Below are 26,999 nucleotides of genomic sequence, written 5' to 3'. Positions count from 1 at the left end.
CAGCACGGGGTCATGTCGGACGTAGCCGCTTATTTCGTCAGGATGAAACCCTTGAGCTTCGAGAACGCGGTATCCAGCAGTTCCTTCTGCTGCGCGATGTGCTTGTCGGCGTAACCGACGGCAGGCGCTGCGGAAGCCGGACGGCCGGCATAGGCCAGGCGCTGGCCTGCTTCCATGCTTTCGAACAGGTTGTGCTGGATCTGGAACCACGGACCCTGGTTTTGCGGCTCGTCCTGTGCCCACACCACTTCGGTGGCGTTCGGGTAGCGCTTCAGTTCGGCGCCGAATGCCTTGTGCGGGAACGGATACAGCTGCTCGATACGGATGATGGCGGTGTCACTGACGCCGCGCGTCTTGCGTGCATTGACCAGGTCGTAGTAGACCTTGCCCGAGCAGGCGATCACGCGCTTGACCTTGTTGGCGTCGATCTTGTCGTCCAGTTCCGGAATCACGGTCTGGAAACCGCCCTTGGCCAGGTCGGTCAGCGCCGAGCCGGCGTCCTTGTTACGCAGCAGCGACTTCGGCGTGAAGATCACCAGCGGCTTGCGGAACTGGCGCACCATCTGGCGGCGCAGCAGGTGGAAGATCTGGGCGGCGGTGGTCGGCTGCACGACTTGCATGTTGTGGTCGGCGCACAGCTGCAGGAAGCGCTCGATACGGGCCGACGAGTGCTCCGGACCCTGGCCTTCGTAGCCGTGCGGCAGCATCAGCACCAGGCCCGAGGCGCGGCCCCACTTCACTTCGCCGGAAGCGATGAACTGGTCGATCACGACCTGCGCACCGTTGACGAAGTCGCCGAACTGGCCTTCCCAGATGGTCAGGGTGTTCGGTTCGGCGGTCGAGTAGCCGTATTCGAAGCCCAGCACCGCTTCTTCCGACAGCACCGAGTCGATCACGGTGAAGTTGGCCTGGTTTTCCTGGACGTTGGCCAGCGGCAGGTAGATGCCCTGGTCCCAGCGCTCGCGGTTCTGGTCGTGCAGCACGGCGTGGCGGTGCACGAAGGTGCCGCGGCCGGCATCCTGGCCCGACAGGCGCACGGCGTAGCCCGAGGCCAGCAGCGATGCGTAGGCCAGGTGTTCGCCCATGCCCCAGTCGAGGTTCATCTCGCCCTGGCCCATCTTGGCGCGGTCGCCCAGCACCTTCTCGACCAGCGAGTGCAGCTTGAAGTTTTCCGGCACGGTGGTGATGCGCTGGGCCAGGCGTTTCAGCTCGGTCAGCGGCACCGCGGTGTCGGCGGCGTCGGTCCACTTCTTGTTGAGGAACGGCGCCCAGTCGACGGCGTACTTGTTCTTGAAGTCGGTCAGCACCGGGTCGGTGGTGTGCTTGCCGGCGTCCATCGCGGCGCGGTACTCGGCGACCAGCTGGTCGCCGCCGTCGGCGGCGATGGTGTTCTGCGCAGCCAGCTTGTCCGCGTACATCTTGCGGGTGCCCGGGTGCTTGGCGATCTTCTTGTACATCAGCGGCTGAGTCAGGGCCGGGGTGTCCTGCTCGTTGTGGCCCAGCTTGCGGTAGCAGATGATGTCGACCACCACGTCCTTGTGGAACTCGGTGCGGTAGTCCATCGCGATCTGGGTGGCCAGCACGACGGCTTCCGGATCGTCGGCGTTCACGTGCAGCACCGGTGCCTCGATCATCTTGACGACGTCGGTGCAATACAGGGTCGAGCGCGCATCGCGCGGGTCGGAGGTGGTGAAGCCGATCTGGTTGTTGATGACCAGGTGGACGGTACCGCCGGTGCCGTAGCCGCGGGTCTGGGCCAGGTTCAGGGTTTCCATGACCACGCCCTGGCCGGCGAAGGCGGCGTCGCCGTGCACCAGGATCGGCAGCACTTCCTTGCCCTGGCGGTCGCCGCGGCGCTCCATGCGCGCCTTGACCGAGCCTTCGACGACCGGGTTGACGATTTCCAGGTGCGACGGGTTGAACGCCAGCGACAGGTGGACCGGGCCGCCCGGGGTCGAGATGTCGCTCGAGAAGCCCTGGTGGTATTTCACGTCGCCCGACGGCAGGTCGTCGGCGTGCTTGCCTTCGAATTCTTCGAACAGGTCGCCCGGGGCCTTGCCCAGGGTGTTGACCAGCACGTTCAGGCGGCCGCGGTGGGCCATGCCGATGACGATTTCCTGCACGCCCTGCTCACCGGCGCGCTGGATCACTTCGTCCATCGAGGCAATGAAGGATTCGCCGCCTTCCAGCGAGAAGCGCTTGGCGCCGACGTACTTGGTGTGGAGGTAGCGTTCCAGGCCTTCGGCCGCGGTCAGGCGCTCGAGGATGTGCTTTTTCTTTTCGGCAGTAAAGGCCGGGGTCGAGCGGATCGACTCCAGCTTTTCCTGCAGCCAGCGCTTTTCGGTCGGGTCGCTGACGTACATGAATTCAGCGCCGATCGAACGGCAGTAGGTATCGCGCAACATGTTCAGCAGGTCGCGCAGCGATGCGTCGTCCTTGCCGAAATAGGTGTTGCTGATATTGAATTTGGTGTCGAGGTCGGCTTCGGTGAAACCGTAGAAGGCGGGATCCAGTTCCGGGATCGGCGGACGTTCCTGGCGCTGCAGCGGGTCCAGGTTGGCCCAGCGCGAACCGAGGTAGCGGTAGGCGGCGATCAGCTGGGTCACGGCGACGCGCTTGCGGCCGAGTTCGGCGTCAGGCGATGCGGTCACGGTGCGGATCGGGCCCTGCTTGGCGCGCTCGGCGAAGGAGGCGATCACGGACGAGTGATCCACGTCCGGCTTGGCGGAACCATCGACCGCAGGCATGTGCTGCATGGCGTCGAAATAAGCGCGCCAGTTGTCCGGGACCGAACCCGGATTGCTCAGGTACGCTTCGTACAACTCTTCCACATACGGCGCGTTACCGCCGAACAGGTAGGAGTTGGCGTTATATTGTTGCATCATTCTTGCTCACCTTTCTTCGCGTTTCGCGAACTTAGGGCGGGTTATCTAACCTTCCGCGACACGGCCTGACCGGTTAGCGGATCGCACTACTACTCAAGTTGTGGGGGAAGGACTTTACGACACATTCAAGGGGCGAGAAAAACAACAGCCTGCTGCCCATTTTGCGCACGGTATTGTAACGCAAGCGGTGACATCAGACAGACACCGCAGACACATAATTTGTTGCCATATGTGACGGTTGACCATCTAAATGATAATCGTTATCATTTACCCATGAGCTCATCCACGCCCACGCCCGCATCCGCTGCCGCACCCGAACAGGATACGCCGACTTTGCCGGGCGCGCGCCGCGCCGTCTTCCTGCGCCAGCTGCACCAGTGGCACTGGATCAGTTCCGCCATCTGCCTGATGGCCATGCTGCTGTTCAGCGTGACCGGCTTCACGCTGAACCACGCGGCGCAGATCGAAGCCAGGCCCAGCGTGACGCGCCTGAAGGCGAGCCTGCCGCCGCCGCTGCAGAAAGAACTCGAAGCCTTCGCCACCGAACATCCGGACGCCAAGCTGCCGCTGCCGGCCGCACTGGCCGACTGGGCCGAACGCACCTTCCCGGTCGAGGTGCGCGGCGTGCGTGCCGAATGGAGCGAGGAAGACGCCTACGTGGCCCTGCCGCGCCCCGGCGGCGACGCCTGGCTGCGCATCGGCGCGGATGGCCAGGCCGAATACGAAAAGACCGACCGCGGCTGGATCTCCTGGCTGAACGACATGCACAAGGGCCGCAACGCCGGCACCGTGTGGAGCTGGTTCATCGACATCTTCGCGATCGCCTGCCTGGTGTTCTGCATCACCGGTTTCCTGATCATGAAATACCACGCGGCCAACCGGCCGTCGACCTGGCCGGTGATCGGCTTCGGCATCGTGCTGCCGATCGTGCTGGCCCTGCTGTTCGTTCACTAATATAAATACACTCACCGAGAAAGCGATCCATGAAACTGTCCCGCACGCTCGCCCTGACCCTGCCGCTCGTCTCCAGCGGTGCCATGGCTGCCGACCTGACCGTCAAGTTCGACCTGCCCCAGCTGAACGTGGCCGAGTACCACAAGCCCTATGTCGCGATCTGGGTCGAGCGCGCCGACCAGACTGTCGCTACTACTCTTGCCGTGCTGTACGACGTCAAGAAGCCGAACAATGCCGGCGAGAAGTGGGTCAAGGACCTGCGCACCTGGTGGCGCAAGGCCGGGCGCGACACCCAGCTGCCGATCGACGGCGTGTCCGGCGCCACCCGTGCCGCCGGCACCCAGACCCTCACCTTCGCCGGCGCCAAGGCCGGCCTCGACAAACTGCCGGCCGGCGACTACAAGCTGGTGATCGAAGCCGCGCGCGAAGCCGGCGGCCGCGAACTGGTGCGCGTGCCCTTCACCTGGCCGGCCAAGGGCAAGCTGGCCGCTGGTGGTGCAAATTCGGCCGCCGGCAAGGAAGAGCTGGGCGCGGTATCGATCGCCGTCCAATAACTGGAGACCTGCCATGAAAAAAATCGTCATCGTGCTGGCGCTGGCCGGCGCCGCTTTCTCCGCCCACGCCCACCGTCCGTGGATGGTGCCGACCCAGACCCTGATCGAATCCGACCGCGAGACCTGGGTCACGATCGACGGCGCCGTCTCGGAAGGCCTGTTCGACGTCGACCACATGCCGCTGCGCATGGAAGGCCTGACCGTCATCGCCCCGGACGGCACCAGCAGCCAGGCGCCGGCGCCGAGCGTCGGCAAGCACCGCTCCACGGTCGACGTCCAGCTGCCCAAGGACGGCACCTACCGCTTCACGCTGGCCGCGACCAACGTCATGGGCACCTATAAACTGAACGGCGAGACCAAGCGCTTCGGCCGCGGCGGCCCGCCCGAGGCCCCGGCCGGCGCCACCGACGTCAAGACCACTACCATGGTCCAGCGCCAGGACACCTTCGTCACCCGCAACAAGACCAGCACCGGCGCCCTGAAGCCGGTCGGCAGCGGCCTGGAAATGGTGCCGGTCAGCCACCCGAACGAGCTGCACGCCGGCGAACGGGCCAGATTCCGCTTCCTGCTGGACGGCAAACCGCTCGCCAACTTCCCGTTCAGCCTGGTCCCGGGCGGCGTCAAGTACCGCGGCACCGCCAACGAAGTGCGCCTCAGCACCGACGCCAACGGCGAAGCCAGCTTCACGCTGCCGGCGCCGAACATGTACTGGCTGAGCGCCGCCTATCCGGCCGACGCGCCGCGCGGCCCCGGCGCCGACGGTCCGGCCAAGCGCTACAGCTACTCGGCCACGCTCGAGATCCTGCCGGAGTAAGCGGAAGCTGTATGCGCGACGTCCTGGTTCCGCTCGAGATCGACCCAAGCCCGGCGCCCCCGGGCAGCCGCCCCCTGGCGCTGTCCGGCACCGCCATGGGCAGCGGCTGGTCGGCGCGCCTGATGCTGCCCGGCGGCGCCGATGCGCACCTGCTGCCGGCGCTGCAGGCCGAGCTGGACCTCGTGGTGGCCCAGATGAGCCACTGGGAACCCGACTCGCTGCTGTCGCGCTACAACCGGGCCGCGGCCGGCAGCTGGCATGCGCTGCCCTCGCCCTTCCTCGAGGTGATCGATTACGCATTGTCGGTGCAGCAGGCCAGCGGCGGCGCCTACGACCCGGCGGCCGGTGCGCTGGTCGACCTGTGGGGCTTCGGAGCCACCAAGCGCTACGACCAGGCCGGCTACTATGCGCCGGACGCGCAGGCCATCGGCGCCGTGCTGGCGCGCCGCCGCCATGCCCAGCCGGTGCTGGACCGGCAAGCCCGGCGCCTGCTGCAGCCGGGCGGCGCCGTGCTCGACCTGTCGGCCGTGGCCAAGGGCCATGCGGTGGACCGGCTGGCACTGTGCCTCGAGCGGCTGGGCATCCGCCACTACCTGGTCGAAGCCGGCGGCGAACTGCGCGGCGCCGGCGTCAAGGGCGATGGCCAGCCATGGTGGGTCGAGATCGAAGGCGTGCCCGACGCCGCTGCGGCCGGCGCACAACCCCTGCTGGCGCTGCATGGCCTGGCGGTCGCCACCTCGGGCGACTACCGGCGCTTCTACCGGCAGCACGCCGGCGGCCGCATCTCGCACACGCTCGATCCGCGCAGCGGCCAGCCGATCGCCAACGGCGTCGCCTCATGCACCGTCATCGCCCCCACCTGCATGGCGGCCGATGCGCTGTCCACCGCCCTCACCGTGCTGGGGCCGCGGGAAGGCCTGGCGCTGGCCGAGCGCGACGGCATCGCCGCCCGCTTCCTGGTGCGCGCCGCCGCAGCGAATGCCGTCCTGACCGCCATCACCTCGTCCGCCTGGCGCGCCCTGCTGCAATGATGCTCACCACCGAACCCTTGCGCTGGGGCGGCGCCCTGCTGCTGTCGGCCGGCTGGCTGGCGCTGAGCCTGCGTACCTGGTACGCGCAGCGCGCTGCCAGCGGCAAGGCCGCCACGGCCGACTGGCTGGTGGTGCATGCCAGCCAGACCGGCAACGCCGAGGCCCTGGCCAGGCACACCGCCGCGATCCTCGCCACCGGCGGCCTGCAGGCGCGCGCCGCCTGCATCTCCAGGCTCGACGAGGCGGCGCTGGCCGGCGCCACCAATATCCTGTTCGTCGCCAGCACCTACGGCGAAGGCGACGCCCCCGACGTGGCGGCGCGTTTCGCCGCCCGCCTGATGGCCAGGGAGGTCGACCTCCGCCACCTGCACTACGCGGTGCTGGCGCTGGGCGACGACAACTACATCAATTACTGCGGCTTCGGCCGCGCGCTCGACGCCTGGCTGGCGAAGCAAGGCGCCACCCGCCTGTTCGAACGCATCGACGTCGACAAGAACAGCGCGGCCGCGCTGGCCGCGTGGCAGCACCACGTCGGCCGCCTGGCCGGCACCGCGGACGCCCCGGACTGGGCGGCGCCGGCCTATGGCGAATGGCGCATCGGCGAGCGCCAGCTGCTCAATCCCGGCAGCAGCGGCGCGCCGCTGTACCGGCTGTCGCTGGTCCCGGCCGACGGCGCCCTGCCCGACTGGGAAGCCGGCGACCTGGCCCAGGTCGGCCCGCCGTCCGACCCGGCGCACCCGCGCGAATACTCGATCGCCTCGCTGCCCGGCGAAGGCCGGCTCGAGTTGCTGGTCCGCCTGCAGCGCAGGGAGGACGGTACCCCGGGCGCGGCCTCGGGCTGGCTGTGCCAGGGCGCCGCCACCGGCATCGACGGCGGCGACCCGGTCCAGCTGCGCGTGCGCGCGCACGAACGCTTCCGCCTCGGCGCCAACGCGCGCCGTCCGCTGATCGCGATCGGCAACGGCAGCGGCCTGGCCGGCCTGCGCGCGCTGCTGAAAGCGCGCATCCACGCCGGCGAGCACGCCAACTGGCTGCTGTTCGGCGAACGCCAGATCCGCCACGACTTCCTGCTGCGCGAAGAGTTGCTGGGCTGGCAGGATGCGGGCTGGCTGCAGCGCATCGACCTCGCCTTTTCGCGCGACCGCGCTGGCCCCCACGGCACCGATCGCCATTACGTCCAGCACCTGCTGCGCGAGCAGGCCGCACTGGTGGTCAACTGGATCGAACGCGGTGCCGCCATCTATGTCTGCGGCAGCCTGCAGGGCATGGCCGGTGGCGTGCACGAAGCGCTCGCGGAGATCCTCGGCAGCGCCACGCTGGAACAGTTGGTGGCAGACGGCCGCTACCGGCGCGATGTGTATTGACGACAGATTCGTCATTATTGTTTGTTCCTACCCGCACGATTGAAATAATTTTTCCATTTCCACATGGAAATTGATTAAACTGCCAATCAACTGTTCGACCCGCTACTTCCGGTCGAACAGCCCGTAACCGATTCCGCAGCACCATGCATGCATCCGCATTGACGAAACATGGGTGCACGGCCCGCAGGCTTTGCCGGACCGGACTGACTCACGACCACAAGAACAAAATGGGGCATGGCGGCCATCGCCATGTATGCGCAGGGACACTTATGTATTTTTCCGATAAATTGATGCGAACTTCCGCCGATCCGATTTCTTCCCAGTCTGCCGACATCCGGCAAGAACTGGCCTTGGCCGCCCTCGACGCCATCAACCGCGTCCAGGCCGTGGTCGAATTCGACCTGCAAGGCAACGTCATCCTGGCCAACCAGCACTTCCTGGATGCCATGGGCTATACCCGCGCCGAGATCGCGGGCCAGCACCATCGCATGTTCTGCACCGACGAGTTCGCCAATTCGGACGAGTACCGCGCCTTCTGGCACGCCCTCGCCGGCGGCCAGCCGAGCAGCGGCGAGTTCATGCGCATCGACAAGCACGGCTTCCCGGTCTGGCTGCAGGCGTCCTACAACCCGATCTTCGACGGCGAAGGCAAGCCGATCAAGATCATCAAGTTCGCCACCGATATCACCGCCGCCAAGCTGCAAAGCGCCGACAATGCCGCCAAGATCGACGCCATCAACCGCGCCCAGGCCGTGATCGAGTTCGACCTCAACGGCCGCATCGTGCACGCCAACGACAACTTCCTGGCGGTGATGGGCTACACGCTGGACGAGATCGAAGGCCAGCATCACGCCATCTTCTGCGAGCCGGCCTTCGCCGGCAGCCCCGAATACGCCGCCTTCTGGTCGCGCCTGGCCAGCGGCGAGCTGCATTCGGGCCAGTTCAAGCGCCGCCACAAGTCCGGCCGCGACGTCTGGATCAACGCCTCCTACAATCCGGTGTTCGGTCCCGACGGCAAGCCGTTCAAGGTCATCAAGTACGCCACCGACATCACTGCCCGCAAGCTGCGCAACGCCGACTTCGAAGGCCGCATGGCGGCCATCGACCGTGCCCAGGCCGTGATCGAGTTCGACCTCGAAGGCCGCATCCTGCACGCCAACCAGAACTTCCTCGACACCCTCGGCTACGCGCTCGACGACGTCGTCGGCCAGCACCACGCGATGTTCTGCGACCCGGTGTATGCTCGCTCGCACGAATACCGCGCCTTCTGGAAGCACCTCGGCAGCGGCGAATTCCACGCCGGCGAATTCAAGCGCATCGCCAAGGACGGCCACCCGGTCTGGATCCAGGCCACCTACAACCCGATCCTGGACGCCGACGGCAAGCCGTTCAAGGTGGTCAAGTTCGCCACCGACGTCACCGCCGTCAAGGCGCGCAACGCCGACTACGAAGGCAAGATGCAGGCGATCGACCGCGTGCAGGCCGTGATCGAATTCGACCTGCAGGGCAAGGTGCTTCACGCGAACCAGAATTTCCTCGACACGATGGGCTACGGCCTCGACGAGATCCGCGGCCAGCACCACCGCATGTTCTGCGACCCGGCCTTCGCGCATTCGCCGGAATACCTGGCGTTCTGGGACCGCCTCGGGCGCGGTGAATTCGACGCCGGCGAATACCGCCGCGTCGGCAAGGGCGGCAAGGAAATCTGGATCCTGGCCTCGTACAACCCGATCTTCGACGCCGAAGGCAAGCCGGTCAAGATCGTCAAGTTCGCCACCGACGTCACCCGCCAGAAGGCGCTGTCGGCCGAGAGCCGCGGCAAGCTGGACGCGATCGGCCGCTCGCAGGCCGTGATCGAGTTCGACATGCGCGGCAACGTGCTGTCGGCGAACGACAACTTCCTGCGCACCATGGGCTACGCTGAAGAAGAAGTGCTCAAGCAGCACCACAGCATGTTCTGCGAACCCGAACTGGTCAAGAGCGCGGCCTACCGCCACTTCTGGGCCAACCTGGGCCAGGGCCAGTTCCAGTCCGGCCGCTTCAAGCGCCGCGGCAAGCACGATGCCGACATCTGGATCGTGGCCACCTACAACCCGATCCTGGACGTCAACGGCAAGCCGTATAAAGTAGTGAAGTTCGCGATGGACGTCACCGAGCAGGTGCACCGCGAGGAGCTGGTCAGCGCCAAGGTCAAGGCGATTTCCGGCGTGCTGGGCGAGCTGTCGCAGTCGATCAGCGCGATCGCCGCCGGCGCCCAGCAATCGGCGGGCATGGCGACCCGGACCCAGGCCGACGCCACCGAAGGCAGCAAGCTGCTGGACCGCTCGAAGGACGCGATGCTGGCGATCCAGAAGTCGTCCGCCGACGTGCACGACATCATCGACACCATCAGCGAGATCGCCAGCCAGACCCACCTGCTGGCGTTCAATGCGGCGATCGAGGCGGCGCGTGCGGGCGAGCACGGCAACGGCTTCTCGGTGGTCGCCAACGAGGTGCGCAAGCTGGCCGAGAAATCGGCGATGGCGGCACGCGAGATCTCGAAGCTGATCAACGAGACCGTCAGCCGCGTCGGCGACGGCACCCGCCTGGCGGGCGAAGTCGAGCATGCATTCGAGCGCATCGTCCATTCGGTCGGCGCCACCAGCACCTCGATCGGCCAGATCCACGCCTCGACCAGCGAACAGGCGAGCGCCACGCGGGACGTCTCGAAGCTGCTGACCGAACTGGAAAGCATCGCCACGGAGCGCTGAGCCATGTCTGCTACCAAGCTGCGCCTGGCGCAGGCCAGCATCGGCGCGGTCCACCTCGGCATCCCGGTGGAAGCCGTGGTGCAGGCGATCGCGCTGCCCGACACCCCGGCCTTCCTGCCGCGCCGCCAGGGCGCGCTGCGCGGCGTGGTCGAGCACGGCGGCACCCTGGTGCCGGTGATCGACCTGGCGCGCTGGGTCGAGACCGGGACCCCGGCGCCGGGCGCCAGCGCACAGGATGCGCGCATCCTGGTGCTGCACGAAGGCGGACGCACCATCGGCCTGCAAGTCGATGCCGTGGGCGGCCTGCTCGACGTGGCGCCGCACCTGCTGACGCGCCTGCACCACGACGACAATCCGGAAGACGTGTTCCACACCGCGCTGCGCTCGCCCGACGACGGCCGTATCCTGAGCCTGCTCGAAGTCGGCCGCCTGGCCGACCTGGCGGCGGCCTGGAGCCAGGTCGGCCAGGCGATTGCGGCGGACCCGGCCGCATCCGGCGCCGCCCCCGCCCGCGCCGGCCACACCTGGGCGCTGCTGCAGACCGGCCACGGCCGGCTGGCCGTGCTGCCGGGCGACCTGCCCGAAGTGATGCCGATGCCGCCATTGGAACGCTTCGGCGGCGGCATCGACAGCGCCTACTGCATCTGGCGCGGCCGCCACCTGCCGGTGCTGCCTGCCGGCGCACTGATCGAAGGACCGTTCGAGGCCGGCAGCGAGCGCCTGCTGGCCGTGATCGAACGCGGCGGCCTCGCGCTCGGCCTGCCGGTGCGCGCGGCGCTGCAGATGTGCGCGCTGGAAGGAACCGGGCTGCCCGCCAAGAATGGCCTGACCGCCACCCTGTACGACGGCGACGGCCTCGAAGTCCACCTGCTCGACACCGCGCGCCTGTTCGAACGCTTCCCGGAAGCGGCACTCAGCAAGCCGACGGCCGCCGCCGTGGCCCCCGTGACGGCGGCGCGCCAGCGCAGCGCCAACGCGGTCGGCTACATCGTGTTCGAAGCCGACGGCCTGGGGGCCACCCCGCTCGGCGCGATCGAGCACATCCTGCCGCTGGCCGGCACCCTGGCGGCCACCATGGACTGGCGCGGCGCCGCCATCCCGATGGTCGACCTGCGCGGCGCGGCGGCCGGCGCTTCCGCCAACGTGCTGGTGGTAAAGGCGGCGGCCGGCCACGTCGGGTACGTGGTGGGGCGCGTGCAGTCGATGATCCCGCCGGGCAGCGGGACGCTGTACCGGATGGGCGTCGGCGGCAGCGGGCTGGAGTTCATCACCACCGGCGAGGGGGCCGAGCAGGCCAGTTACCGGACTGTCGACCTGGTGGCGCGGGCCGCCGCGTAGGCGCTGCCGCATCTCATCGTTATACGCAACACCGTCGCCCCTGCCTTCGCAGGGGCGACGTGCATGTTGCCGGGCCTTATCTGGCTTTCGCAGCCGGCACCGTCAACCCATCCAGCCAACCCACCGTCACCCCCGCCAGCGCGATCCGGTGATCCGCAAACCCGTGATCGCTCGCCAGCGTCACCGCCTTCAACGGCCCGCCGCGCGCGCGGATCGCCGCTGCCAGCGGCGCCACCTGCGCCGCGTTGCCGTACTGGGCATCGACGATCAGGAGCGGCTTGCGCGCCAGCTGCGGCGCCGCATCGACCAGGTCCCAGTCGCGCGCGTGGCGCTCGACTTCGGCCATCAGTTGCGCCGCATCGGTGCCGGCCAGGCTGTTGCCGAAATCGTCGCCCATGGCCGCGATCGCATCCTGGCGGCCCTCCGGCTTGGCCAGCACGGCCTTGCCCGAGGCGCCCACGTTCCAGGGATCGATCAGGGCCGCACCCAGCACATCGCCGTGCGTGGCGGCGTAGCGCGCGGCCAGGAAGCCGCCCATGCTGTGGCCGGCGACGACCAGGCGCGCAGGGTCGATGCCATACTGGCGGGCGTTGTCGGGCCGGCGCAGGAAGTCCATCGCCACCTCGACGTCATCGAAGGCGCCGGCCAGCGAAAAGCGGCCCGGCGAGCCCCAGCTGCCGCGGTAATGCAGCGTCAGCACGTTCCAGCCGGCGCGCCGGATCGCCTGCGCCAGGTCGAGGTTCTGCTCGTTGCCGGGGAGGCCGTGCAGCAGCAGCATGGTTGGTTTCGGCCCGGCGCCGGACGCCAGCATCAGCAGCGCATTCATGCCTTCGCCGTGGCTCAGGATCAGCACCTGGCGGTTGACGGCCGGATGGCTGGCGTCGCGCGCCGGATCGGCGACCACTGCGCGCGGGATGGACACGGTGGGGGCGGCCATTGCCGGCGCGGCCAGCATGGCGGCGGCGAGAACGACTGAAGCAAACTGGTGGCGCATGCGGGTCTCCTTATCGGTCGGACAGCGTGAACCTGCTGATAATAAATCCTTTTTCACCTAGAATGGCCTTCCACTTCCCATTCCGCCCCACCTTGAGATTCTCGATCGGCCACCGCCTGTTCGTTTCGGTCCTGCTTGCGATCCTCGCGGTGGCGGCCGGCGCCGTGTTCCTGCTGCGCCAGAACGTGCTGGCCAGCTTCGGCGACTACGCCGTCGGCATCGAACTGGACCGCCTGGACGAACTGTCGGCCGCGCTGGCGCGCCAGTACCGCAGCCACGGCGGCTGGACCTTCATCCCCGCGGATGGACGCCAGGCCTGGATCGCGCGCGAGCTGGCACGCCTGCAGCGGGTGCGCGAGGGCGGCTTGCCGGCAGCGCCACCGGGGCCGGCCGCCCCTTCCCTGCCCGCGGCGGCAGCCGGCCCGGCCGCGGCGCTACCGGCGGACCCGCCCGCGCCGCCGGCCCCGCCTGCACCGCCACCGCCGCCGCCCTTGTCCGCGCCGCGCGTGCTCGCCGCCGATGTCGATCCAGTGGCGGGGCCGCTGTCGCTGCCGCGCCGCATTACCCTGTTCGACGCCGGCGGCAGCTACCTGGCAGGCCGTCCACCCGGCGCCATCCCCCTCGCGCGGCGCGCCATCGAGAGCGGCGGCCGCACCGTCGGCTGGATCGGCGTGGCGCGCGGTGCCCGCCCCAGCGATGCGATGGCGTATGCCTTCCTGGAACAGCTGCACAGCAGCCTGTGGCTGATCTTCGCGGCGGCGGTGGGCTTGAGCGCGCTGGCGGCGATCGGCCTGGCGCGCCACTTCCGGCGCCCGATCGGGGCGCTCGAGGATGGCGCCCGCAAGCTCGCCGACGGCCGTTTCGAGACCCGCCTGCCCGTCACCCGCAGCGACGAACTGGGCGACCTGGCGCGCCACTTCAACGCCCTGGCAAGCCGGCTGCAGGGCGCCGAGGACGCACGCCGCCAGTGGGTGGCCGACACCTCGCACGAACTGCGCACGCCGCTGGCGGTACTGCGCGCCCAGCTCGAAGCGCTGCAGGACGGCGTGCGCAGCGCCACCCCGGACACGCTCGACGCCATGCTGCGCCAGGTGCTGGCCCTGAACAAGCTGATCGACGAACTGTATGCGCTGGCCCGCGCCGACGTCGGCGCGCTCGACTGCCGCCCGCTGCCGCTCGACCTGTGGCAGCTGGCCTGCGGCCAGCTCGATGCCTTCGCCGAACGCCTGGGGGCGGCCGGCCTGGCGCTCGACATCGGTCCGGCACCGGCGCACGGCACCGTGCTGGCCGATCCCGACCGCATGCGCCAGGTGCTCGACAACCTGCTGGAAAACAGCCTGCGCTACACCGCCCCGGGCGGACGCGTGGCCCTGCACGCCCAGGCCGGCCATGGAAGGCTGCAGCTGCACCTCGACGACAGCGCCCCCGGTGTGCCGGACGCCGCGCTGGCGCGCCTGGGCGAGCGCTTCTACCGCATCGACGCCTCGCGCAGCCGCGCCCACGGCGGCGCCGGCCTCGGCCTGGCGCTGTGCCGGCGCCTGCTCGAAGCGCAGGGTGCGGCGCTGGCCTTCGGGCAGTCGCCGCTGGGTGGCCTGCGGGTCACCATCAGCATCCCCACATTGAAGGAAACTGCATGAGCGCACGCATTGCCATCGTCGAGGACGAGCCGGAACTGGCCGCGCTGGTCGCCGACTACGCACGGGCCGCCGGCTACCGACCCGCGCTGTTCGACGACGGCGCACAGGCGCTGGCAGCGTTCCGGGACGCGCAGCCGGACCTCGTCGTGCTCGACCTGATGCTGCCCGGCCTCGACGGCCTGAGCCTGTGCCGCGCGCTGCGCGCGTTTTCGCAGGTGCCGGTGATCATGGTCACGGCCCGGGTCGAGGAAATCGACCGCCTGCTGGGCCTGGAAGCCGGCGCCGACGATTACCTGTGCAAGCCCTTCAGCCCACGCGAACTGATGGCGCGCATCAAGGCGATACTGCGCCGCAGCGGCCATGCGGCGGCGGTACTTGCCGTCGACAGCGCCGCGCACCGCATCGCCGTGCACGGCAAGCCGCTGGACCTGACGCCGAGCGAATATGGCATCCTGGCCGCGCTGGCACGCCGTCCCGGCCAGGTGTTTTCGCGCGCCCAGCTGCTCGACCTGGCGCGCGAAGGCAACGCCAGTCTCGATGTCACCGACCGCGCCATCGACAGCCACATCAAGAATCTGCGGCGCAAGCTGGAGGCCGTGCTGCCGGGCGTCGACGCGATCCATTCGATCTACGGGCTGGGTTATCGGTTCGATTTATAAGCAGCGTCTCCAAATTGTCTCCACATTCGGGCGGCATCATGGCTTCACTCAACTCACTGTCTGGGGAAAAACCATGAAACGTCTTCATCTGCGCCACCCGATCCTGCTGCTGGCCCTGATCGCCGCAGCGCCCGCCGCCTTCGCCCAGCAGCCCCAGGCGCGGGTCCACTGCACGGCCGCCAACGGCGACTGCCCGCCACCGCCACCACTGCCCGCACCGCCAGCACCGCCAGCGCCGGGAATGCATCGCGTGTCTGCGCCGCCTGCCCCGCCCGCACCGCCAGCACCGCCGGCCCCGGGGATGCGTGGCGTACCTGCGCCACCAGCGCCGCCCGCACCGCCGGCGCCGGGAATGCGTGGCGTGCCCGTGCCGCCTGCGCCGCCGGCACCGCCCGCCCCAGGGATGCATCCCGTGCCCCCGCATCCAGCCGCCGCGGCGGCGCCACCCGCCCCGCCGGCCCCGGCCGTGCCGCCGGTGCCGCCTCAGCCGAAGGAGGTCCCGCGCGACGACCGCGCCCGCTGACACGGCGGCGGCCCGGCCCTGCCTCGACTTTTGCGGGCCGATACTTTATGCTGGCCCGCATGCCGTCCCCGACTCCGCCGAAACCGACCGCCTCCGAACTCGAGCTGCTGCGCATCCTGTGGCAGCTCGGTCCGGCCACGGCGCGGCAGGTGCACGATGCCATCGCCGCGGAGCGTCCCGACATGACTGCCGCCACCGTCCTGCGCCTGCTGCAGCTGATGCACGGCAAGGGCTTGCTGGTGCGCGACGAAAGCCTGCGCGCCCATGTGTACGCGCCGGCCCAGCCGCAGGACGCGATGCAGACCAACCTGGTCAGTGAACTCATCCATAAAGCCTTTTCCGGCTCCGGCAAGGCCCTGATCCTGGCCGCGCTGCGCGGCCACGTCAGTGCCGGGGAGCGTGCCGAGATCAAGGCCATCCTCGACGGGGACAAGGCGCCGTGAACCCGGTTGTCGAGCGCGATTCCGATCCGCGTCCGGCCGCACCACGGGAACCCGAACTCGAGGATTGCTGCGGCACCGGCTGCGTCATGTGCGTGTTCGATGCCTACCAGATCGCCCTCGAGAACTACCAGGCCGCCCTGCTCGCCTGGCAGGCGCGCCATCCCGACCAGCCGGCCTAGCGCACTCTGTTCACTGACGAACAATCGATCAGCGCGCCCGTCATTACAATCACGTCTTCTACAACGGATGTGGAGGCATTCGTCATGTTCGACATGGATCTGCCCTGGTGGGAGTTCGTCGCGCGCGGCGCACTCGTTTATCTGGCCTTGCTGGTGATGGTGCGGCTGTCGGGCCGGCGCACGATCAGCCAGCTGACGCCCTTCGACCTGCTGGTCGTGATGCTGCTGTCGGAAGCGGTGTCGAACGGCCTGTCCGGCGGCGACGACTCCGTCAGCGGCGGCCTGATCATCGCAGCCACGCTGATCGTGCTGAATGCCAGCATCGGCATGCTGTCGGCGCGCAGCCGCAAGATGGAAGCGCTGTTCGACGGCGAGACCGTGCTGCTCGGCCGCGACGGCGTATTCTTCGACAAGGTGGTCAAGCGCAACCGCGTCGGCCAGTCCGACATCGAACAGGCGCTGCGCGAAGCCGATTGCTCGCGTCAGGAAATGCAGTGCGCCTTCCTCGAAGCCGGCGGCAGCATCACCATCATGAAGCGGCCGCTGGCCACCGACCCGCCCAGGACCTGACTGCCCGGACACCTGAGCATTTCCGGATCTCACTCGCCGCTGAGCATTATCTCAGCCGTACGGTGTGCACCTGTGCGCGCCGCCGGTGCTAAGTTTTTGTGCAGCACTCCAGGACGGGGTGCGCGTTGCAGGACTTATGCTCAACAGGAGAGTTCCATGAAACACGTTCTGTCTGTTCTCGCACTCGCCGCGGGTACCGCGCTGGCCGCGCCGGCCTTCGCGCAATCCGGCACCTTCCGGGCGGTCGCCAGTGGACCGGCCGAGTCGCCACCGAACGGCTCGGCCGGCAGCAGCCTGGTGACGATCGAAGTCATCGGCACCCAACTGACGGTCGACGCGCCGTTCCAGGACCTGACCGGCACCACCACCATGGCCCACGTGCATTGCTGCACGGCCGATCCGTTCACCGGCGTGGCGCCGGTCGCGGTACCGTTCACCGGATTCCCGACCGGGGTCCGCAGCGGGACCTACAGCGCCACCGTGTCGCTGGACGATGCCGCCTCGTATGACCCGGTCTTCCTGGCGGCCAACGGTGGCACCGCCCAGGGCGCGTATTCGGCGCTGGTCGACGCCATGCTCGCCAACGAGGCCTACGTCAACATCCACACCTCGGCCTATCCGAACGGTGAAATCCGCGGCTTCGTGGTGGCGGCGCCGATACCGGAACCGGCCGAGTGGGCGATGCTGGGCGCCGGCCTGGCCGGGCTGGTCTGGCTGGGACGGCGCCGGCGCGACGAGGAGAACTTGCGCCTGGCGGTCTAGGCCAGTTCGCCGTAGGGCGAGGCAGCTTGCGCTTCGCGCGCGGCAAGCAGCCTGGCCCAGGCCGGGACCGCCGCTTGCCAGAAGGCCGCCAGCGACGCGCCCGTCTTTGCGGCTTGCGGCCCCAGCTCGGCGTCGAGGTCGAGGCCGAGGAAGCGGGCCGCAGCGCGCAGGGCGGCCACCGCCGCCGCTTCGTCACCCGGCTGCACCGCCAGCGCGCCGGTCTGCTTCGAGAGCTTTTCGCCATGCTCGTTGCGGACCACCGGCACGTGCAGGTAGCGCGGGGTCGGCACCCCGAGCAGGCCCTGCAGGTAGATCTGGCGCGGCGTCGAATCGAGCAGGTCGGCGCCGCGCACCACGTCGGTCACGCCCTGCTCCGCATCGTCGACCACCACGGCCAGCTGGTAGGCCCAGAAGCCGTCGGCACGCTTCAGCACGAAATCCCCGGATTCCAGCGCCAGGCACTGCGTCACCCTGCCGGCGAAGCGGTCGATGAAGGTCACCAGGTCATTGCCGGTGTCGGGCACGCGCAGGCGCAGGCTGCGCGATGCGCGTCCCGGCGCCAGCCCGTGGCGGCAGGTACCCGGATAAATGGCGGCGCCATCCGGCCCGACGCCCAGGCGCGAATCGGCGATCTCGCGCCGGTTGCAGCCGCAGCCATACACGGCATCGGCCAGGCGCCGGCGCGCCGCCTCGTACAGATCCTTGCGCCGGCTCTGCCACACCACCTCGCCGTCGCTGTCCATCCCCAGCCGGTGCAGCAGGGCCAGGATGTCCTCGGCGGCGCCGGGGACGCTGCGGCCTTCGTCGATGTCCTCGATGCGGATCAGCCAGGTGCCCTGGTGGACGCGCGCGTCGAGATAGCTGGCCACGGCTGCGACCAGCGAGCCGGCGTGCAGCGGGCCGGTGGGCGACGGCGCAAAACGGCCGACATAGGGTTTCATAGCAGGTTGTAGAGACAGATCGGAAGGCGCCACCTTAGCATATCGGAACGGCGGCCGTGGCGCCTGGTGGCTGGCTTTTGCGGTTCGGTTTCGATTCATGTCGGTTAGTTGCAGATGCAGGCAGCAGCGAGGGCGATGCGCTGCTGGCAATCAGCCCTACTGCTATCATTGGAGTTCCGATCCGCCCCGAGATTCCCATGTGCGTCAACTACCGTCCCCCGCTGCCCGAACAACTCGACATGGTCCTCGGCGTCCTGGTCGACCTGATCCGCGACCGCGACTGGGCGCCCGAGACCTGGAAGGATTACGCCGCGCCGATCCTGCGCAGCGGCGCCGGCGGCCGCCGCGAAGTGAGCCTGGCCAGCTACGGCATGGTGCCGCGCCGCCACATCCCGGCCGGCGTGAAAGTGTTCGACACCATGAATGCGCGTGCTGAATCGATCGCCGACAAGCGTTCCTTCGCGCCCGCCTGGCACCGCACCCAGCTGTGCGCGGTGCCGATGACCTGCTTCTACGAACCGAACTACGAGAGCGGCCGCGCCGAACGCTGGGGCATCGGCATGCAGGACGACGCCCTGTTCTTCGTCGCCGGCCTGTGGCGCGAATGGGGCGAGGCCGACGGCAAGGTCGCGACCTCGTTCACCCAGATCACCATCAACGCCGACGAACACCCGCTGATGCGCCGCTTCCACAAGCCGGGCGACGAAAAGCGCGCGCTGGTGGTGCTGCCGCCGGATGAGGTCGACGCCTGGCTGGAATGCCGCAGCCCGGAGCTGGCACGCAGCTTCCTGCGCCACTACCCTGCCGAGGCGATGAAAGCCTGGCCGGCGCCCACCACCGTGCGCAAGAGCGCGGCGCCAGCGCCAGCGCCTGCCGCGCAGGGCAGCCTGTTCTAGCCTAGCTGCCCGTGGCCGGCTTGGCCGCCGCTTTCGCTTCGGCAGCCTTGATCAGCCCGGTCACCTGATCGGCAACCTCGTTCGGCACCGCAATCGACAGCTGGTAATGCAGGATCTCGAAGCCGCCGGCGGTCTTGCGCAGCACCCCGCTGGCCATGCAGTGGCCCATGTTCTCGGTGTCGAGCAATTCGTCGAACCAGACCAGCTTGCCGTCGTCGGACACGTGGACGTTGCGCCGCGTGGCATGGAATATCCAGGCCGCTTTCTTGCCCTCGAAGTACTTGCGGCCCCAGGCACGGAAGGCCTCGCGCTGCCACAGTTCGCTGCGGTCGGTACCGATGTAGACACCGTCGGGCGCCATCTTGTCGAAATACACCATGCGCGCATGGGCGGCATCGTCATGCCAGCCGTCGACAAAGGCATTCACCTGTTTGACCAGGGCAGGATCGGGCTGGGCGGCCTGGACCGCGCCGGTGAACAGCAGACAGCATGCCAGCAGCAGGGATTTCATCATGGCGTCGACCTTTGTCGGAAAATACATATTGTACTTTTGAAATGTAACCCTTCGTGCAAGTTGTCGGACGGATGTCAACTTGGTGTACATTTGTTCAGTATCGATTTGTACATTCGCCGCAAAGGATGACATGCAGATGAGATATCCGACACAAGCCGGCACGCTGGTACTGGCATTCGCCGGGTGCCTGGCGGCGGTGGCCCAGGAACCGGACGCATTGGCCCTGGAGGACAAGCCCAAGGTGCCGTTTTCCCTGAAGTTCAAGGATGACGCGATCGCCAGGGCCGTGCGCGAGACGGTGGCGGAGTCGAAGGAGATGGAGAAAGCCAGGGAGGGCACCACCTCGGCCGCCCTCAGCCTCAAGGGGGTCCTGAAGGGGGACCAGTACGACGCATTCGGCCGCCAGTTCTCGGAAGCGCAAAAGCCTTCCTGCCTGGGACCGGATGCATTGAAGCACCAGCCGGCCGGATTCACCTACGGCGGCTGGAACTTCAGCCTGGGTCCACTGCTTACCCTGCCGTTCTGGACCGCGGCGGTGGTGCGCGGCAAATGCAGGTAGGCAGGCGCAGCCAGGCCCAGGCATTGCCGGATCAGGCCGCCGGCAGCGCCGCCAGGATCTGCTCGGTGCTGCGCACCCGGCCCATCAGCGGGAACATGTTCTGGACGGCCCACTGGTGCGCGCCTTCGCCGATCGACGACATCGCGTCCTCGGCGAATACCAGGTCGTAGCCGAGGTCGTGCGCCACGCGCGCGGTCGACTCGACGCCGATGTTGGTCGCTATGCCGGTCAGGACGATGTCCTTGACGCCGCGGCGGCGCAGGATCTGGTCGAGCTCGGTGGCGTGGAAAGCGCCCCACTGGCGCTTGGTCACCAGGAAATCGCCCTCCTGCATGCCTGCTTCCGGCACGATGTCGCTCGGGTTCGGCGGAATCACTTTCAGGCCCGGGAGCGCGCGGTCGGCTTCGTGGGCCGTCAGTTCGCCGACGCTGACGCGTACGTAGACGATGGTGGCGCCGGCGGCGCGGAAGGCGTCGGCCAGGCGCACCGAGTTGGCGACGACCTGCGACGGCGGATACGGCGCCAGTTCACGCGCGACATTGCCGTGCTGGAGGTCGATCAGGACCAGGGCGGTGGTGTGGGGATTCAGGTTGGTCATACGGACTCGCAAAAAGAAAGTGAGGGTCTCCCTGGCCATGGGTGTGCAAGGGAAGCTGCGAGGATAGCAAAAGATTCCCCGGCGCGTGGGCGGCGCTCCGGTTACGGCCTCAGGCGCGCCGCGCCACTTCCAGCCGGCGTACTTCCGGCGCCTGCACCGTCGCGCGGGGCATGCCGAGCGCCACCGCGAACGGCAGCAGGAAGGGCGTCAGGTCCCACACGATGCGCCCATCCGCATGCCCGGTGATGGCCGCATGCAGCCCCGGCAGCAGCATCAGCACCAGCAGGCTGCGCAGGGCGCGGATACGCTCAGGCGCGTCGCGCAGGCCGGCCAGGGCCAGCGGCAGCACGAAGCCGGCGCAGGCGCCGAGCGATAGCAGCTGGTTCAGCCTGGACAATCCGGTAGGCTCCGGCGCAGCCACGATCTCAAGCGTGCCCGGCGCCAGCCAGACCTGCAGCACCACGATGCTGCCGATGGCCACCGCCAGCGCCGCACCGATGCGCGCGCGACTCACCTGCCCGCTGGCCGCCAGCCAGGCCAGCAGCAAGATGTCTTCGGCGCGGATCGCGGTCCCGGCCAGCGCCGCCGCCAGGGCCAGCCCGGGCCGGCCGGTCAGCACGCCGCACACGAACAGCATGCGCATGCAGATCGAACCCGGCTCGACCAGCACCGCCGGCGCATACCATACGGTCGGCAGCGACAGGATCACCAGCAGGCCCGCCGCCAGCGCCCGCTGGCTGCCGAAGCCGAGGCGGCGCACGGTGGCGGTGGCCAGCACTGCGGTCACCGTGACGAACAGCCAGTTGAGGGTGGCGAATACGTGGTGCAGTTCGCCCGGCAGCACGCTGGCCAGGGCCGGCAGACCCAGCCGATAGGTGAACGGCGCCGCCAGCACCGGCAGCGCCGATTCGCCGCGCAGCCAGTGCACCAGGCCGAGATAGGCGGACGATTCGGCTTCCACCGCGCCCCAGCGTCCCATCATCATGAGCAGTGCCAGCAAGGCGTAGCCGCCGATCACGAGGGGCCAGTTGAAATCGCGCGGAATGCGATACACGTTGCCGGAGAGGTGCGTCATGCTGCCTGGGTCGGAGTTCGGATGGTTTCAGCATAGTCAAACCTTGCGTTTCCGTCCATTTTGCCCGTGCGGCAGGCAGCCGGACGACCCGGCGTGCATGCGCCCACTCGCGTACGCGCATGGAATCGTGGATAATCGCGTGCATGAACGATACTACCCAATCCCAAACCCAAGCCGCCGAGCAAACCTCGGTGCAAACCCCTGCCCTGCCCGACCGCCTGTCGATCGACCCGAAGAGCCCGCACCACAATGCGGAGGTCTTCAAGCGTCCGGTCGGCATCCGTTTCAACGGCAAGGAACGCGTCGACGTCGAGGAGTACTGCATCAGCGAAGGCTGGATCAAGGTTGCCGCCGGCAAGACCCTGGACCGCAAGGGCCGTCCGATGCTGATCAAACTGAAGGGCACGGTCGAGCCGTACTTCCAGGACTGATTCCCTCTTTCGATCGAACGACGGCCGCTGGCGCAATCCAGCGGCCGTTTTTGTTTGGCGCGCAAGCGGCACAGGTGAGCGACAGAAGTAAGCGGCAAAAGCAAGCGGCACCAGCATAAAAAAAGCGAGCCCGAAGGCTCGCTTTTTGCAGACGACTGATTACAGTCGATCAGCGCTTGTCGATTTCCGGCACATCGCGGCGCGGTGCACCGACGTACAGCTGGCGCGGACGGCCGATCTTCTGTTCCGGGTCGGCGATCATTTCGTTCCACTGGGCGATCCAGCCGATGGTACGGGCCATCGCGAAGATACCGGTGAACAGCGAGACCGGGATGCCCAGGGCCGACTGCACGATGCCCGAGTAGAAGTCGACGTTCGGGTACAGCTTGCGCGACACGAAGTATTCGTCGTTCAGGGCGATCTTTTCCAGTTCCATGGCCAGCTTGAACAGCGGGTCGTCCTGCAGGCCCAGCTCTTCCAGCACTTCGTGGCAGGTTTCGCGCATCAGCTTGGCGCGCGGGTCGAAGTTCTTGTAGACGCGGTGACCGAAGCCCATCAGCTTGACGCCCGAGTTCTTGTCCTTGACCTTCTCGATGAAGGCCGGGATGTTCTCGACGGTGCCGATTTCCTTCAGCATGTTCAGTGCGGCTTCGTTGGCGCCGCCGTGTGCCGGGCCCCACAGGCAGGCGATACCGGCAGCGATACAGGCGAACGGGTTGGCGCCCGACGAACCGGCCAGGCGGACGGTCGAGGTCGATGCGTTCTGCTCGTGGTCGGCGTGCAGGATCAGGATGCGGTCGAGGGCGCGCACCAGCACGTCGTTGACCTTGTACTCTTCGCACGGGTTACCGAACATCATGTGCATGAAGTTCGCGCTGTACGACAGGTCGTTGCGCGGGTACATGAACGGCTGGCCGACCGAGTACTTGTATGCCATGGCGACCAGGGTCGGCAGCTTGGCGATCAGGCGGATGGCCGAGATCTCGCGCTGCTTGGCGTCGTTGATGTCCAGCGAGTCGTGGTAGAACGAGGCCAGCGCGCCGACGGTACCGACCAGCACCGACATCGGGTGCGCGTCGCGGCGGAAACCGCGGAAGAAGAACTGCATCTGCTCGTGGATCATCGTGTGCTTGGTCACGGTGTCGCTGAACGTCTGCTTCTGTTCGGCGTTCGGCAGTTCGCCGTTCAGCAGCAGGTAGCAGGTTTCCAGGAAGTCGCAGTTCACGGCCAGCTGCTCGATCGGGTAGCCGCGGTACAGCAGCTCGCCCTTGTCACCGTCGATGTAGGTGATCGCCGACTGGCAGGCAGCGGTCGACATGAAGCCCGGGTCGTAGGTGAACTCGCCGGTCTGGCCGTACAGCTTGCGGATATCGATGACGTCCGGGCCGATCGTGCCTTTGTAGATCGGCATGTCGATCGACTTGCTGCCGTCGGAGAACGACAGGGTGGCTTTGGTATCAGAGATGTTCATGTCACTTCCTTCTTTGGGTTAGTTTCGCTTACGCTTGCCGCAGGCGCGCCACCAGGGCATGCACGTGCGGCAGGTCGACCTCGCCTTCGGGCTCGGCGCGGCCCAGCAGCAGGTCCATCAGCGGATTGTCCGCCAGGTCCAGCAAACGGGTCAGCGCATCGACTTCCTCGTCCGTCAATTCTTCTTCATGCGCGTCCAGGAAGCGCGTGAGGATCAGGTCGTTTTCCAACAGGCCACGGCGTGCACGCCAGCGCAGGCGGGCGCGGTTGGCGGGGTCGGATTGATGCGCGTTTTGGGGCAGAGTCACACGAGAGTCCGTTGTTCGGTCAACACTATACTCCGGCTGCCCGGTATGGGCAGTACGGTAGTTCTACTGTATTTATTAGCAACAATTTAGGCGCGATATCTTCCGAAATATACCTGTTAGCAGAAGATGGCGTTTGTTTGTGCATTGCGTACCGTGGACGGGAAACCCATCCACGGTGCTGGTTCGATCTGTGCCTTAAATCGCGCGGCGGACCAGCAGCTCCTTGATCTTGCCGATCGCCTTGTTCGGATTCAGGCCCTTCGGGCACACGTCCGTGCAATTCATGATCGAGTGGCAGCGGAACAGGCGGTACGGGTCTTCCAGGTTGTCCAGGCGCTCGTTGGTCGCTTCGTCGCGCGAGTCGGCGATGAAGCGGTAGGCTTGCAGCAGGCCGGCCGGACCGACGAACTTGTCCGGGTTCCACCAGAACGACGGGCACGAGGTCGAGCAGCAGGCGCACAGGATGCACTCGTACACGCCGTCCAGCTCTTCGCGCTCGGCCGGCGACTGCAGGCGTTCCTTCTCCGGCGGGATCGACTCGTTGATCAGGAACGGCTTGATCGAGTGGTACTGCTTGAAGAAGTTGGTCATGTCGACGATCAGGTCGCGCACCACCGGCAGGCCCGGCAGCGGACGCAGCACGATCGGCTGCTTCAGCTCGTTCAGGTTGGTGGTGCAGGCCAGGCCGTTCTTGCCGTTGATGTTCATTGCGTCCGAACCGCACACGCCTTCGCGGCAGGAGCGGCGCAGCGCCAGCGAGTCGTCGACGTCGGACTTGATGCGCTGCAGGACGTCGAGCAGCATCTTGTCGGTGTCTTTCAGCTCGACGGTGACGTCTTGCATGTAGGGCTTCTGATCCTTGTCCGGATCGTAGCGGTAGATCTTCAGTTGGACTGTGCGTGCCATGGTTTACCTATTCGTTCGGGGCGGGGCCTGTGCCCCGTCCTCATCAATATGTTGGATCGTGGATCAGAACGTACGTGGCTTCGGTTTGAAGGTATCGACCGTCAGCGGCTTGGTGACCACCGGCTTGTAGTCGAGGCGGTTGCCTTCGGAGAAGAACAGCGTGTGCTTCATCCAGTTGTCGTCGTCGCGCTTCTCGTAGTCGCTGTGGGCGTGGGCGCCGCGCGATTCCTTGCGGGCCGCTGCCGACACGATGGTCGCCTTGGCGACTTCGATCAGGTTGTCCAGCTCGATCGCCTCGATGCGGGCGGTGTTGAACACGCGCGACTTGTCCTTGAACGAGACGTGCTTGCGGCGCTCGTCCAGCTTCATGATCTCGCGCACGCCTTCGTCCATCAGGGCCTGGGTACGGAACACGCCGCAGAACTTCTGCATGGTGGCGCGGATGTCGTTGGCCACGTGCTGCACCTTCTCGCCGCCGGTCGAGTTCTCGAGGCGGTTCAGGCGGTCCAGCGCGTAGTCGGCGAAGCCGCCCGGCAGCGCGCGGTTGCCCTGCGCCTTCAGGTTCTGGCCGACGATGTGGTTGCCGGCCGCGCGGCCGAACACCACCAGGTCGAGCAGCGAGTTGGTGCCCAGGCGGTTGGCGCCGTGCACCGAGACGCACGAGCATTCGCCGATCGCGTACAGGCCGTTGACGATCTTCTGGCCGCCGGTGCCGTCAGGGGCAACCACCTGGCCGTGGATGTTGGTCGGGATGCCGCCCATCTGGTAGTGGATGGTCGGGACGACCGGGATCGGTTCCTTGGTCGCGTCGACGTTGGCGAACTTGTGGCCGATTTCCAGGATCGACGGCAGGCGCTTGCGGATGGTGTCCGCGCCGATGTGGCGCAGGTCCAGCAGCACGTGGTCCTTGTTCGGGCCGACGCCGCGGCCTTCCTTGATTTCCTGGTCCATCGAGCGCGACACGAAGTCGCGCGGCGCCAGGTCCTTCAGGGTCGGCGCATAGCGCTCCATGAAGCGTTCGCCGTTCGAGTTGATCAGGATGCCGCCCTCGCCGCGCACACCCTCGGTGATCAAGACGCCCGCGCCGGCCACGCCGGTCGGGTGGAACTGCCAGAATTCCATGTCCTGCAGCGGCAGGCCGGCGCGTGCCGCCATGCCCAGGCCGTCGCCGGTGTTGATGAAGGCGTTGGTCGACGCGGCGAAGATACGGCCGGCGCCGCCGGTGGCGAACACGGTCGTCTTGGCTTGCAGCATCATGACGTCGCCGGTTTCCATTTCCAGCGCGATCACGCCCAGCACGTCGCCGTCGGCGTTGCGGACCAGGTCCAGCGCCTGCCATTCGACGAAGAAGTGGGTACGCGAGCGGACGTTACGCTGGTACAGGGTGTGCAGCAGTGCGTGGCCGGTACGGTCGGCGGCGGCGCAGGCGCGCTGCACCGGCTTTTCGCCGAAGTTGGCGGTGTGGCCGCCGAACGGACGCTGGTAGATCGTGCCGTCCGGGTTGCGGTCGAACGGCATGCCGAAGTGTTCCAGCTCGTACACGACCTTCGGGGCTTCGCGGCACATGAATTCGATCGCGTCCTGGTCACCGAGGTAGTCGGAACCCTTGACGGTATCGAACATGTGCCAGTACCAGTCGTCTTCGCTCATGTTGCCCAGCGACGCGCCGATGCCGCCCTGTGCAGCGACCGTGTGCGAACGGGTCGGGAAGACTTTCGACAGCACGGCCACGTTCAGGCCGGCTTCCGACAGTTGCAGTGCGGCGCGCAGGCCGGAACCACCGGCGCCGACGATGACGACGTCGAAGTGACGGGTAGGAATTGCAGAGTTGAATGCTGCCACGA

At 67.5% G+C, this 26,999-nt stretch carries 26 protein-coding genes; 16 read left to right on the top strand and 10 right to left on the bottom strand.

Annotated features, from left to right (window positions below; all coding sequences use genetic code 11):
* Window positions 1–29 precede the first annotated feature (29 nt).
* Window positions 30–2,885 carry a 2-oxoglutarate dehydrogenase E1 component gene (locus FBX97_RS16000; protein ID WP_141833258.1) on the bottom strand — a complete coding sequence of 952 codons (2,856 nt, stop codon included), beginning with the start codon at window positions 2,883–2,885 and terminating at the stop codon, window positions 30–32.
* Window positions 2,886–3,158: 273 nt separating this feature from the next.
* Between FBX97_RS16000 and FBX97_RS15995 the strand changes: the two genes are divergently transcribed.
* From FBX97_RS15995 to FBX97_RS15965, 7 genes are all read left to right on the top strand, one after another.
* Window positions 3,159–3,839, top strand: a complete 681-nt coding sequence (locus FBX97_RS15995; RefSeq protein ID WP_141833256.1) for a PepSY-associated TM helix domain-containing protein — start codon at window positions 3,159–3,161, stop codon at window positions 3,837–3,839.
* 29 nt (window positions 3,840–3,868) lie between these two features.
* Window positions 3,869–4,393, top strand: coding sequence for a DUF2271 domain-containing protein (locus FBX97_RS15990; RefSeq protein WP_141833254.1), 525 nt, complete (start codon window positions 3,869–3,871; stop codon window positions 4,391–4,393).
* A gap of 13 nt (window positions 4,394–4,406) precedes the next feature.
* On the top strand, window positions 4,407–5,207 hold the full coding sequence (locus FBX97_RS15985) for a DUF4198 domain-containing protein (protein WP_141833253.1): 801 nt from the start codon (window positions 4,407–4,409) through the stop codon (window positions 5,205–5,207).
* Between the two features lie 11 nt (window positions 5,208–5,218).
* Entirely contained in the window at window positions 5,219–6,238 is a 1,020-nt protein-coding gene (locus tag FBX97_RS15980) for an FAD:protein FMN transferase (protein ID WP_141833251.1), read from the top strand.
* Complete coding sequence (locus FBX97_RS15975; RefSeq protein ID WP_141833249.1) at window positions 6,235–7,602, top strand: sulfite reductase subunit alpha; 1,368 nt, start codon at window positions 6,235–6,237, stop codon at window positions 7,600–7,602. The genes FBX97_RS15980 and FBX97_RS15975 overlap by 4 nt, the downstream gene beginning before the upstream one ends.
* A 290-nt stretch (window positions 7,603–7,892) precedes the next feature.
* Window positions 7,893–10,352: a PAS domain-containing methyl-accepting chemotaxis protein gene (locus FBX97_RS15970; protein ID WP_141833247.1), complete on the top strand. Its 2,460-nt coding sequence runs from the start codon at window positions 7,893–7,895 to the stop codon at window positions 10,350–10,352.
* A 3-nt stretch (window positions 10,353–10,355) separates the two neighbouring features.
* Complete coding sequence (locus tag FBX97_RS15965) at window positions 10,356–11,690, top strand: chemotaxis protein CheW (RefSeq protein WP_141833245.1); 1,335 nt, start codon at window positions 10,356–10,358, stop codon at window positions 11,688–11,690.
* 76 nt (window positions 11,691–11,766) lie between these two features.
* Here the strand turns inward: FBX97_RS15965 and FBX97_RS15960 are convergent, their stop codons facing one another.
* Entirely contained in the window at window positions 11,767–12,684 is a 918-nt protein-coding gene (locus tag FBX97_RS15960; RefSeq protein ID WP_141833243.1) for a S9 family peptidase, read from the bottom strand.
* A gap of 92 nt (window positions 12,685–12,776) precedes the next feature.
* Here FBX97_RS15960 and FBX97_RS15955 point away from each other — a divergent pair, with 92 nt between their 5' ends.
* From FBX97_RS15955 to FBX97_RS15925, 6 genes are all read left to right on the top strand, one after another.
* Window positions 12,777–14,321, top strand: a complete 1,545-nt coding sequence (locus FBX97_RS15955) for an ATP-binding protein (RefSeq protein WP_141833241.1) — start codon at window positions 12,777–12,779, stop codon at window positions 14,319–14,321.
* Window positions 14,318–14,980 (top strand): response regulator, encoded by a 663-nt coding sequence (locus FBX97_RS15950; protein WP_141833239.1) that lies wholly within the window; start codon window positions 14,318–14,320, stop codon window positions 14,978–14,980. The genes FBX97_RS15955 and FBX97_RS15950 overlap by 4 nt, the downstream gene beginning before the upstream one ends.
* Before the next feature lie 582 nt (window positions 14,981–15,562).
* Entirely contained in the window at window positions 15,563–15,946 is a 384-nt protein-coding gene (locus FBX97_RS15940; RefSeq protein WP_141833237.1) for a BlaI/MecI/CopY family transcriptional regulator, read from the top strand.
* Window positions 15,943–16,125 carry an oxidoreductase-like domain-containing protein gene (locus tag FBX97_RS15935; RefSeq protein ID WP_141833235.1) on the top strand — a complete coding sequence of 61 codons (183 nt, stop codon included), beginning with the start codon at window positions 15,943–15,945 and terminating at the stop codon, window positions 16,123–16,125. The genes FBX97_RS15940 and FBX97_RS15935 overlap by 4 nt, the downstream gene beginning before the upstream one ends.
* A gap of 84 nt (window positions 16,126–16,209) precedes the next feature.
* Entirely contained in the window at window positions 16,210–16,695 is a 486-nt protein-coding gene (locus FBX97_RS15930; RefSeq protein ID WP_141833233.1) for a DUF421 domain-containing protein, read from the top strand.
* Window positions 16,696–16,851: 156 nt separating this feature from the next.
* Window positions 16,852–17,457, top strand: coding sequence for a CHRD domain-containing protein (locus FBX97_RS15925; RefSeq protein ID WP_141833231.1), 606 nt, complete (start codon window positions 16,852–16,854; stop codon window positions 17,455–17,457).
* On the opposite strand, the gene gluQRS is transcribed toward FBX97_RS15925, so the two are convergent.
* Window positions 17,454–18,398 (bottom strand): tRNA glutamyl-Q(34) synthetase GluQRS, encoded by a 945-nt coding sequence (gene gluQRS / locus FBX97_RS15920; protein ID WP_141833229.1) that lies wholly within the window; start codon window positions 18,396–18,398, stop codon window positions 17,454–17,456. The two genes, FBX97_RS15925 and gluQRS, sit on opposite strands and share 4 nt — an antisense overlap.
* Window positions 18,399–18,595: 197 nt before the next feature.
* Here gluQRS and FBX97_RS15915 point away from each other — a divergent pair, with 197 nt between their 5' ends.
* A complete protein-coding gene (locus FBX97_RS15915) occupies window positions 18,596–19,294 on the top strand; it encodes an SOS response-associated peptidase (RefSeq protein WP_141833227.1) in 699 nt (232 codons plus the stop codon).
* 1 nt (window position 19,295) lies between these two features.
* On the opposite strand, the gene FBX97_RS15910 is transcribed toward FBX97_RS15915, so the two are convergent.
* Entirely contained in the window at window positions 19,296–19,808 is a 513-nt protein-coding gene (locus FBX97_RS15910) for a nuclear transport factor 2 family protein (RefSeq protein ID WP_255517487.1), read from the bottom strand.
* A gap of 136 nt (window positions 19,809–19,944) precedes the next feature.
* Here FBX97_RS15910 and FBX97_RS15905 point away from each other — a divergent pair, with 136 nt between their 5' ends.
* The gene (locus FBX97_RS15905; protein ID WP_141833225.1) at window positions 19,945–20,367 is read left to right on the top strand and encodes a hypothetical protein; all 423 of its coding nucleotides are present in this window, start codon (window positions 19,945–19,947) and stop codon (window positions 20,365–20,367) included.
* A 31-nt stretch (window positions 20,368–20,398) separates the two neighbouring features.
* On the opposite strand, the gene FBX97_RS15900 is transcribed toward FBX97_RS15905, so the two are convergent.
* Both FBX97_RS15900 and FBX97_RS15895 read right to left on the bottom strand, forming a co-directional pair.
* The gene (locus tag FBX97_RS15900) at window positions 20,399–20,965 is read right to left on the bottom strand and encodes an isochorismatase family protein (protein ID WP_141833223.1); all 567 of its coding nucleotides are present in this window, start codon (window positions 20,963–20,965) and stop codon (window positions 20,399–20,401) included.
* Between the two features lie 109 nt (window positions 20,966–21,074).
* A complete protein-coding gene (locus FBX97_RS15895; protein WP_141833221.1) occupies window positions 21,075–22,040 on the bottom strand; it encodes a hypothetical protein in 966 nt (321 codons plus the stop codon).
* Window positions 22,041–22,183: 143 nt separating this feature from the next.
* Here FBX97_RS15895 and FBX97_RS15890 point away from each other — a divergent pair, with 143 nt between their 5' ends.
* A complete protein-coding gene (locus tag FBX97_RS15890) occupies window positions 22,184–22,471 on the top strand; it encodes a DUF3297 family protein (protein ID WP_141833219.1) in 288 nt (95 codons plus the stop codon).
* A 169-nt stretch (window positions 22,472–22,640) separates the two neighbouring features.
* On the opposite strand, the gene gltA is transcribed toward FBX97_RS15890, so the two are convergent.
* The 4 genes from gltA to sdhA form a co-directional block, all read right to left on the bottom strand.
* Window positions 22,641–23,942, bottom strand: a complete 1,302-nt coding sequence (gltA, locus tag FBX97_RS15885) for a citrate synthase (protein ID WP_141833217.1) — start codon at window positions 23,940–23,942, stop codon at window positions 22,641–22,643.
* 28 nt (window positions 23,943–23,970) lie between these two features.
* Window positions 23,971–24,249, bottom strand: a complete 279-nt coding sequence (locus FBX97_RS15880) for a succinate dehydrogenase assembly factor 2 (protein WP_141833215.1) — start codon at window positions 24,247–24,249, stop codon at window positions 23,971–23,973.
* Between the two features lie 195 nt (window positions 24,250–24,444).
* Window positions 24,445–25,155: a succinate dehydrogenase iron-sulfur subunit gene (locus tag FBX97_RS15875; RefSeq protein ID WP_141833213.1), complete on the bottom strand. Its 711-nt coding sequence runs from the start codon at window positions 25,153–25,155 to the stop codon at window positions 24,445–24,447.
* Window positions 25,156–25,218: 63 nt separating this feature from the next.
* A complete protein-coding gene (gene sdhA / locus FBX97_RS15870; RefSeq protein WP_141833211.1) occupies window positions 25,219–26,997 on the bottom strand; it encodes a succinate dehydrogenase flavoprotein subunit in 1,779 nt (592 codons plus the stop codon).
* Window positions 26,998–26,999 lie beyond the last annotated feature (2 nt).

It is taken from the genome of Herbaspirillum sp. SJZ107 (genome assembly GCF_006715485.1).
Lineage (GTDB): Bacteria > Pseudomonadota > Gammaproteobacteria > Burkholderiales > Burkholderiaceae_D > Telluria.
Note: the sequence above shows the minus strand (reverse complement) of the source record. Positions and strands in the feature narration are given on the sequence as shown.

Bases quoted from the DNA above. Each gene is read 5' to 3' on its own strand.
- FBX97_RS15910 (WP_255517487.1), bottom strand. From the start codon at position 19,808: ATGATGAAATCCCTGCTGCTGGCATGCTGTCTGCTGTTCACCGGCGCG.
- FBX97_RS15930 (WP_141833233.1), top strand. From the start codon at position 16,210: ATGTTCGACATGGATCTGCCCTGGTGGGAGTTCGTCGCGCGCGGCGCA.
- FBX97_RS15875 (WP_141833213.1), bottom strand. From the start codon at position 25,155: ATGGCACGCACAGTCCAACTGAAGATCTACCGCTACGATCCGGACAAG.
- FBX97_RS15985 (WP_141833253.1), top strand. From the start codon at position 4,407: ATGAAAAAAATCGTCATCGTGCTGGCGCTGGCCGGCGCCGCTTTCTCC.
- FBX97_RS15980 (WP_141833251.1), top strand. From the start codon at position 5,219: ATGCGCGACGTCCTGGTTCCGCTCGAGATCGACCCAAGCCCGGCGCCC.
- FBX97_RS15900 (WP_141833223.1), bottom strand. From the start codon at position 20,965: ATGACCAACCTGAATCCCCACACCACCGCCCTGGTCCTGATCGACCTC.
- FBX97_RS16000 (WP_141833258.1), bottom strand. From the start codon at position 2,885: ATGATGCAACAATATAACGCCAACTCCTACCTGTTCGGCGGTAACGCG.
- FBX97_RS15965 (WP_141833245.1), top strand. From the start codon at position 10,356: ATGTCTGCTACCAAGCTGCGCCTGGCGCAGGCCAGCATCGGCGCGGTC.
- FBX97_RS15940 (WP_141833237.1), top strand. From the start codon at position 15,563: ATGCCGTCCCCGACTCCGCCGAAACCGACCGCCTCCGAACTCGAGCTG.
- FBX97_RS15890 (WP_141833219.1), top strand. From the start codon at position 22,184: ATGAACGATACTACCCAATCCCAAACCCAAGCCGCCGAGCAAACCTCG.
- FBX97_RS15925 (WP_141833231.1), top strand. From the start codon at position 16,852: ATGAAACACGTTCTGTCTGTTCTCGCACTCGCCGCGGGTACCGCGCTG.
- FBX97_RS15970 (WP_141833247.1), top strand. From the start codon at position 7,893: ATGCGAACTTCCGCCGATCCGATTTCTTCCCAGTCTGCCGACATCCGG.
- gltA (WP_141833217.1), bottom strand. From the start codon at position 23,942: ATGAACATCTCTGATACCAAAGCCACCCTGTCGTTCTCCGACGGCAGC.
- FBX97_RS15990 (WP_141833254.1), top strand. From the start codon at position 3,869: ATGAAACTGTCCCGCACGCTCGCCCTGACCCTGCCGCTCGTCTCCAGC.
- gluQRS (WP_141833229.1), bottom strand. From the start codon at position 18,398: ATGAAACCCTATGTCGGCCGTTTTGCGCCGTCGCCCACCGGCCCGCTG.
- FBX97_RS15960 (WP_141833243.1), bottom strand. From the start codon at position 12,684: ATGCGCCACCAGTTTGCTTCAGTCGTTCTCGCCGCCGCCATGCTGGCC.
- FBX97_RS15905 (WP_141833225.1), top strand. From the start codon at position 19,945: ATGAGATATCCGACACAAGCCGGCACGCTGGTACTGGCATTCGCCGGG.
- FBX97_RS15995 (WP_141833256.1), top strand. From the start codon at position 3,159: ATGAGCTCATCCACGCCCACGCCCGCATCCGCTGCCGCACCCGAACAG.
- FBX97_RS15975 (WP_141833249.1), top strand. From the start codon at position 6,235: ATGATGCTCACCACCGAACCCTTGCGCTGGGGCGGCGCCCTGCTGCTG.
- FBX97_RS15950 (WP_141833239.1), top strand. From the start codon at position 14,318: ATGAGCGCACGCATTGCCATCGTCGAGGACGAGCCGGAACTGGCCGCG.
- FBX97_RS15895 (WP_141833221.1), bottom strand. From the start codon at position 22,040: ATGACGCACCTCTCCGGCAACGTGTATCGCATTCCGCGCGATTTCAAC.
- FBX97_RS15915 (WP_141833227.1), top strand. From the start codon at position 18,596: ATGTGCGTCAACTACCGTCCCCCGCTGCCCGAACAACTCGACATGGTC.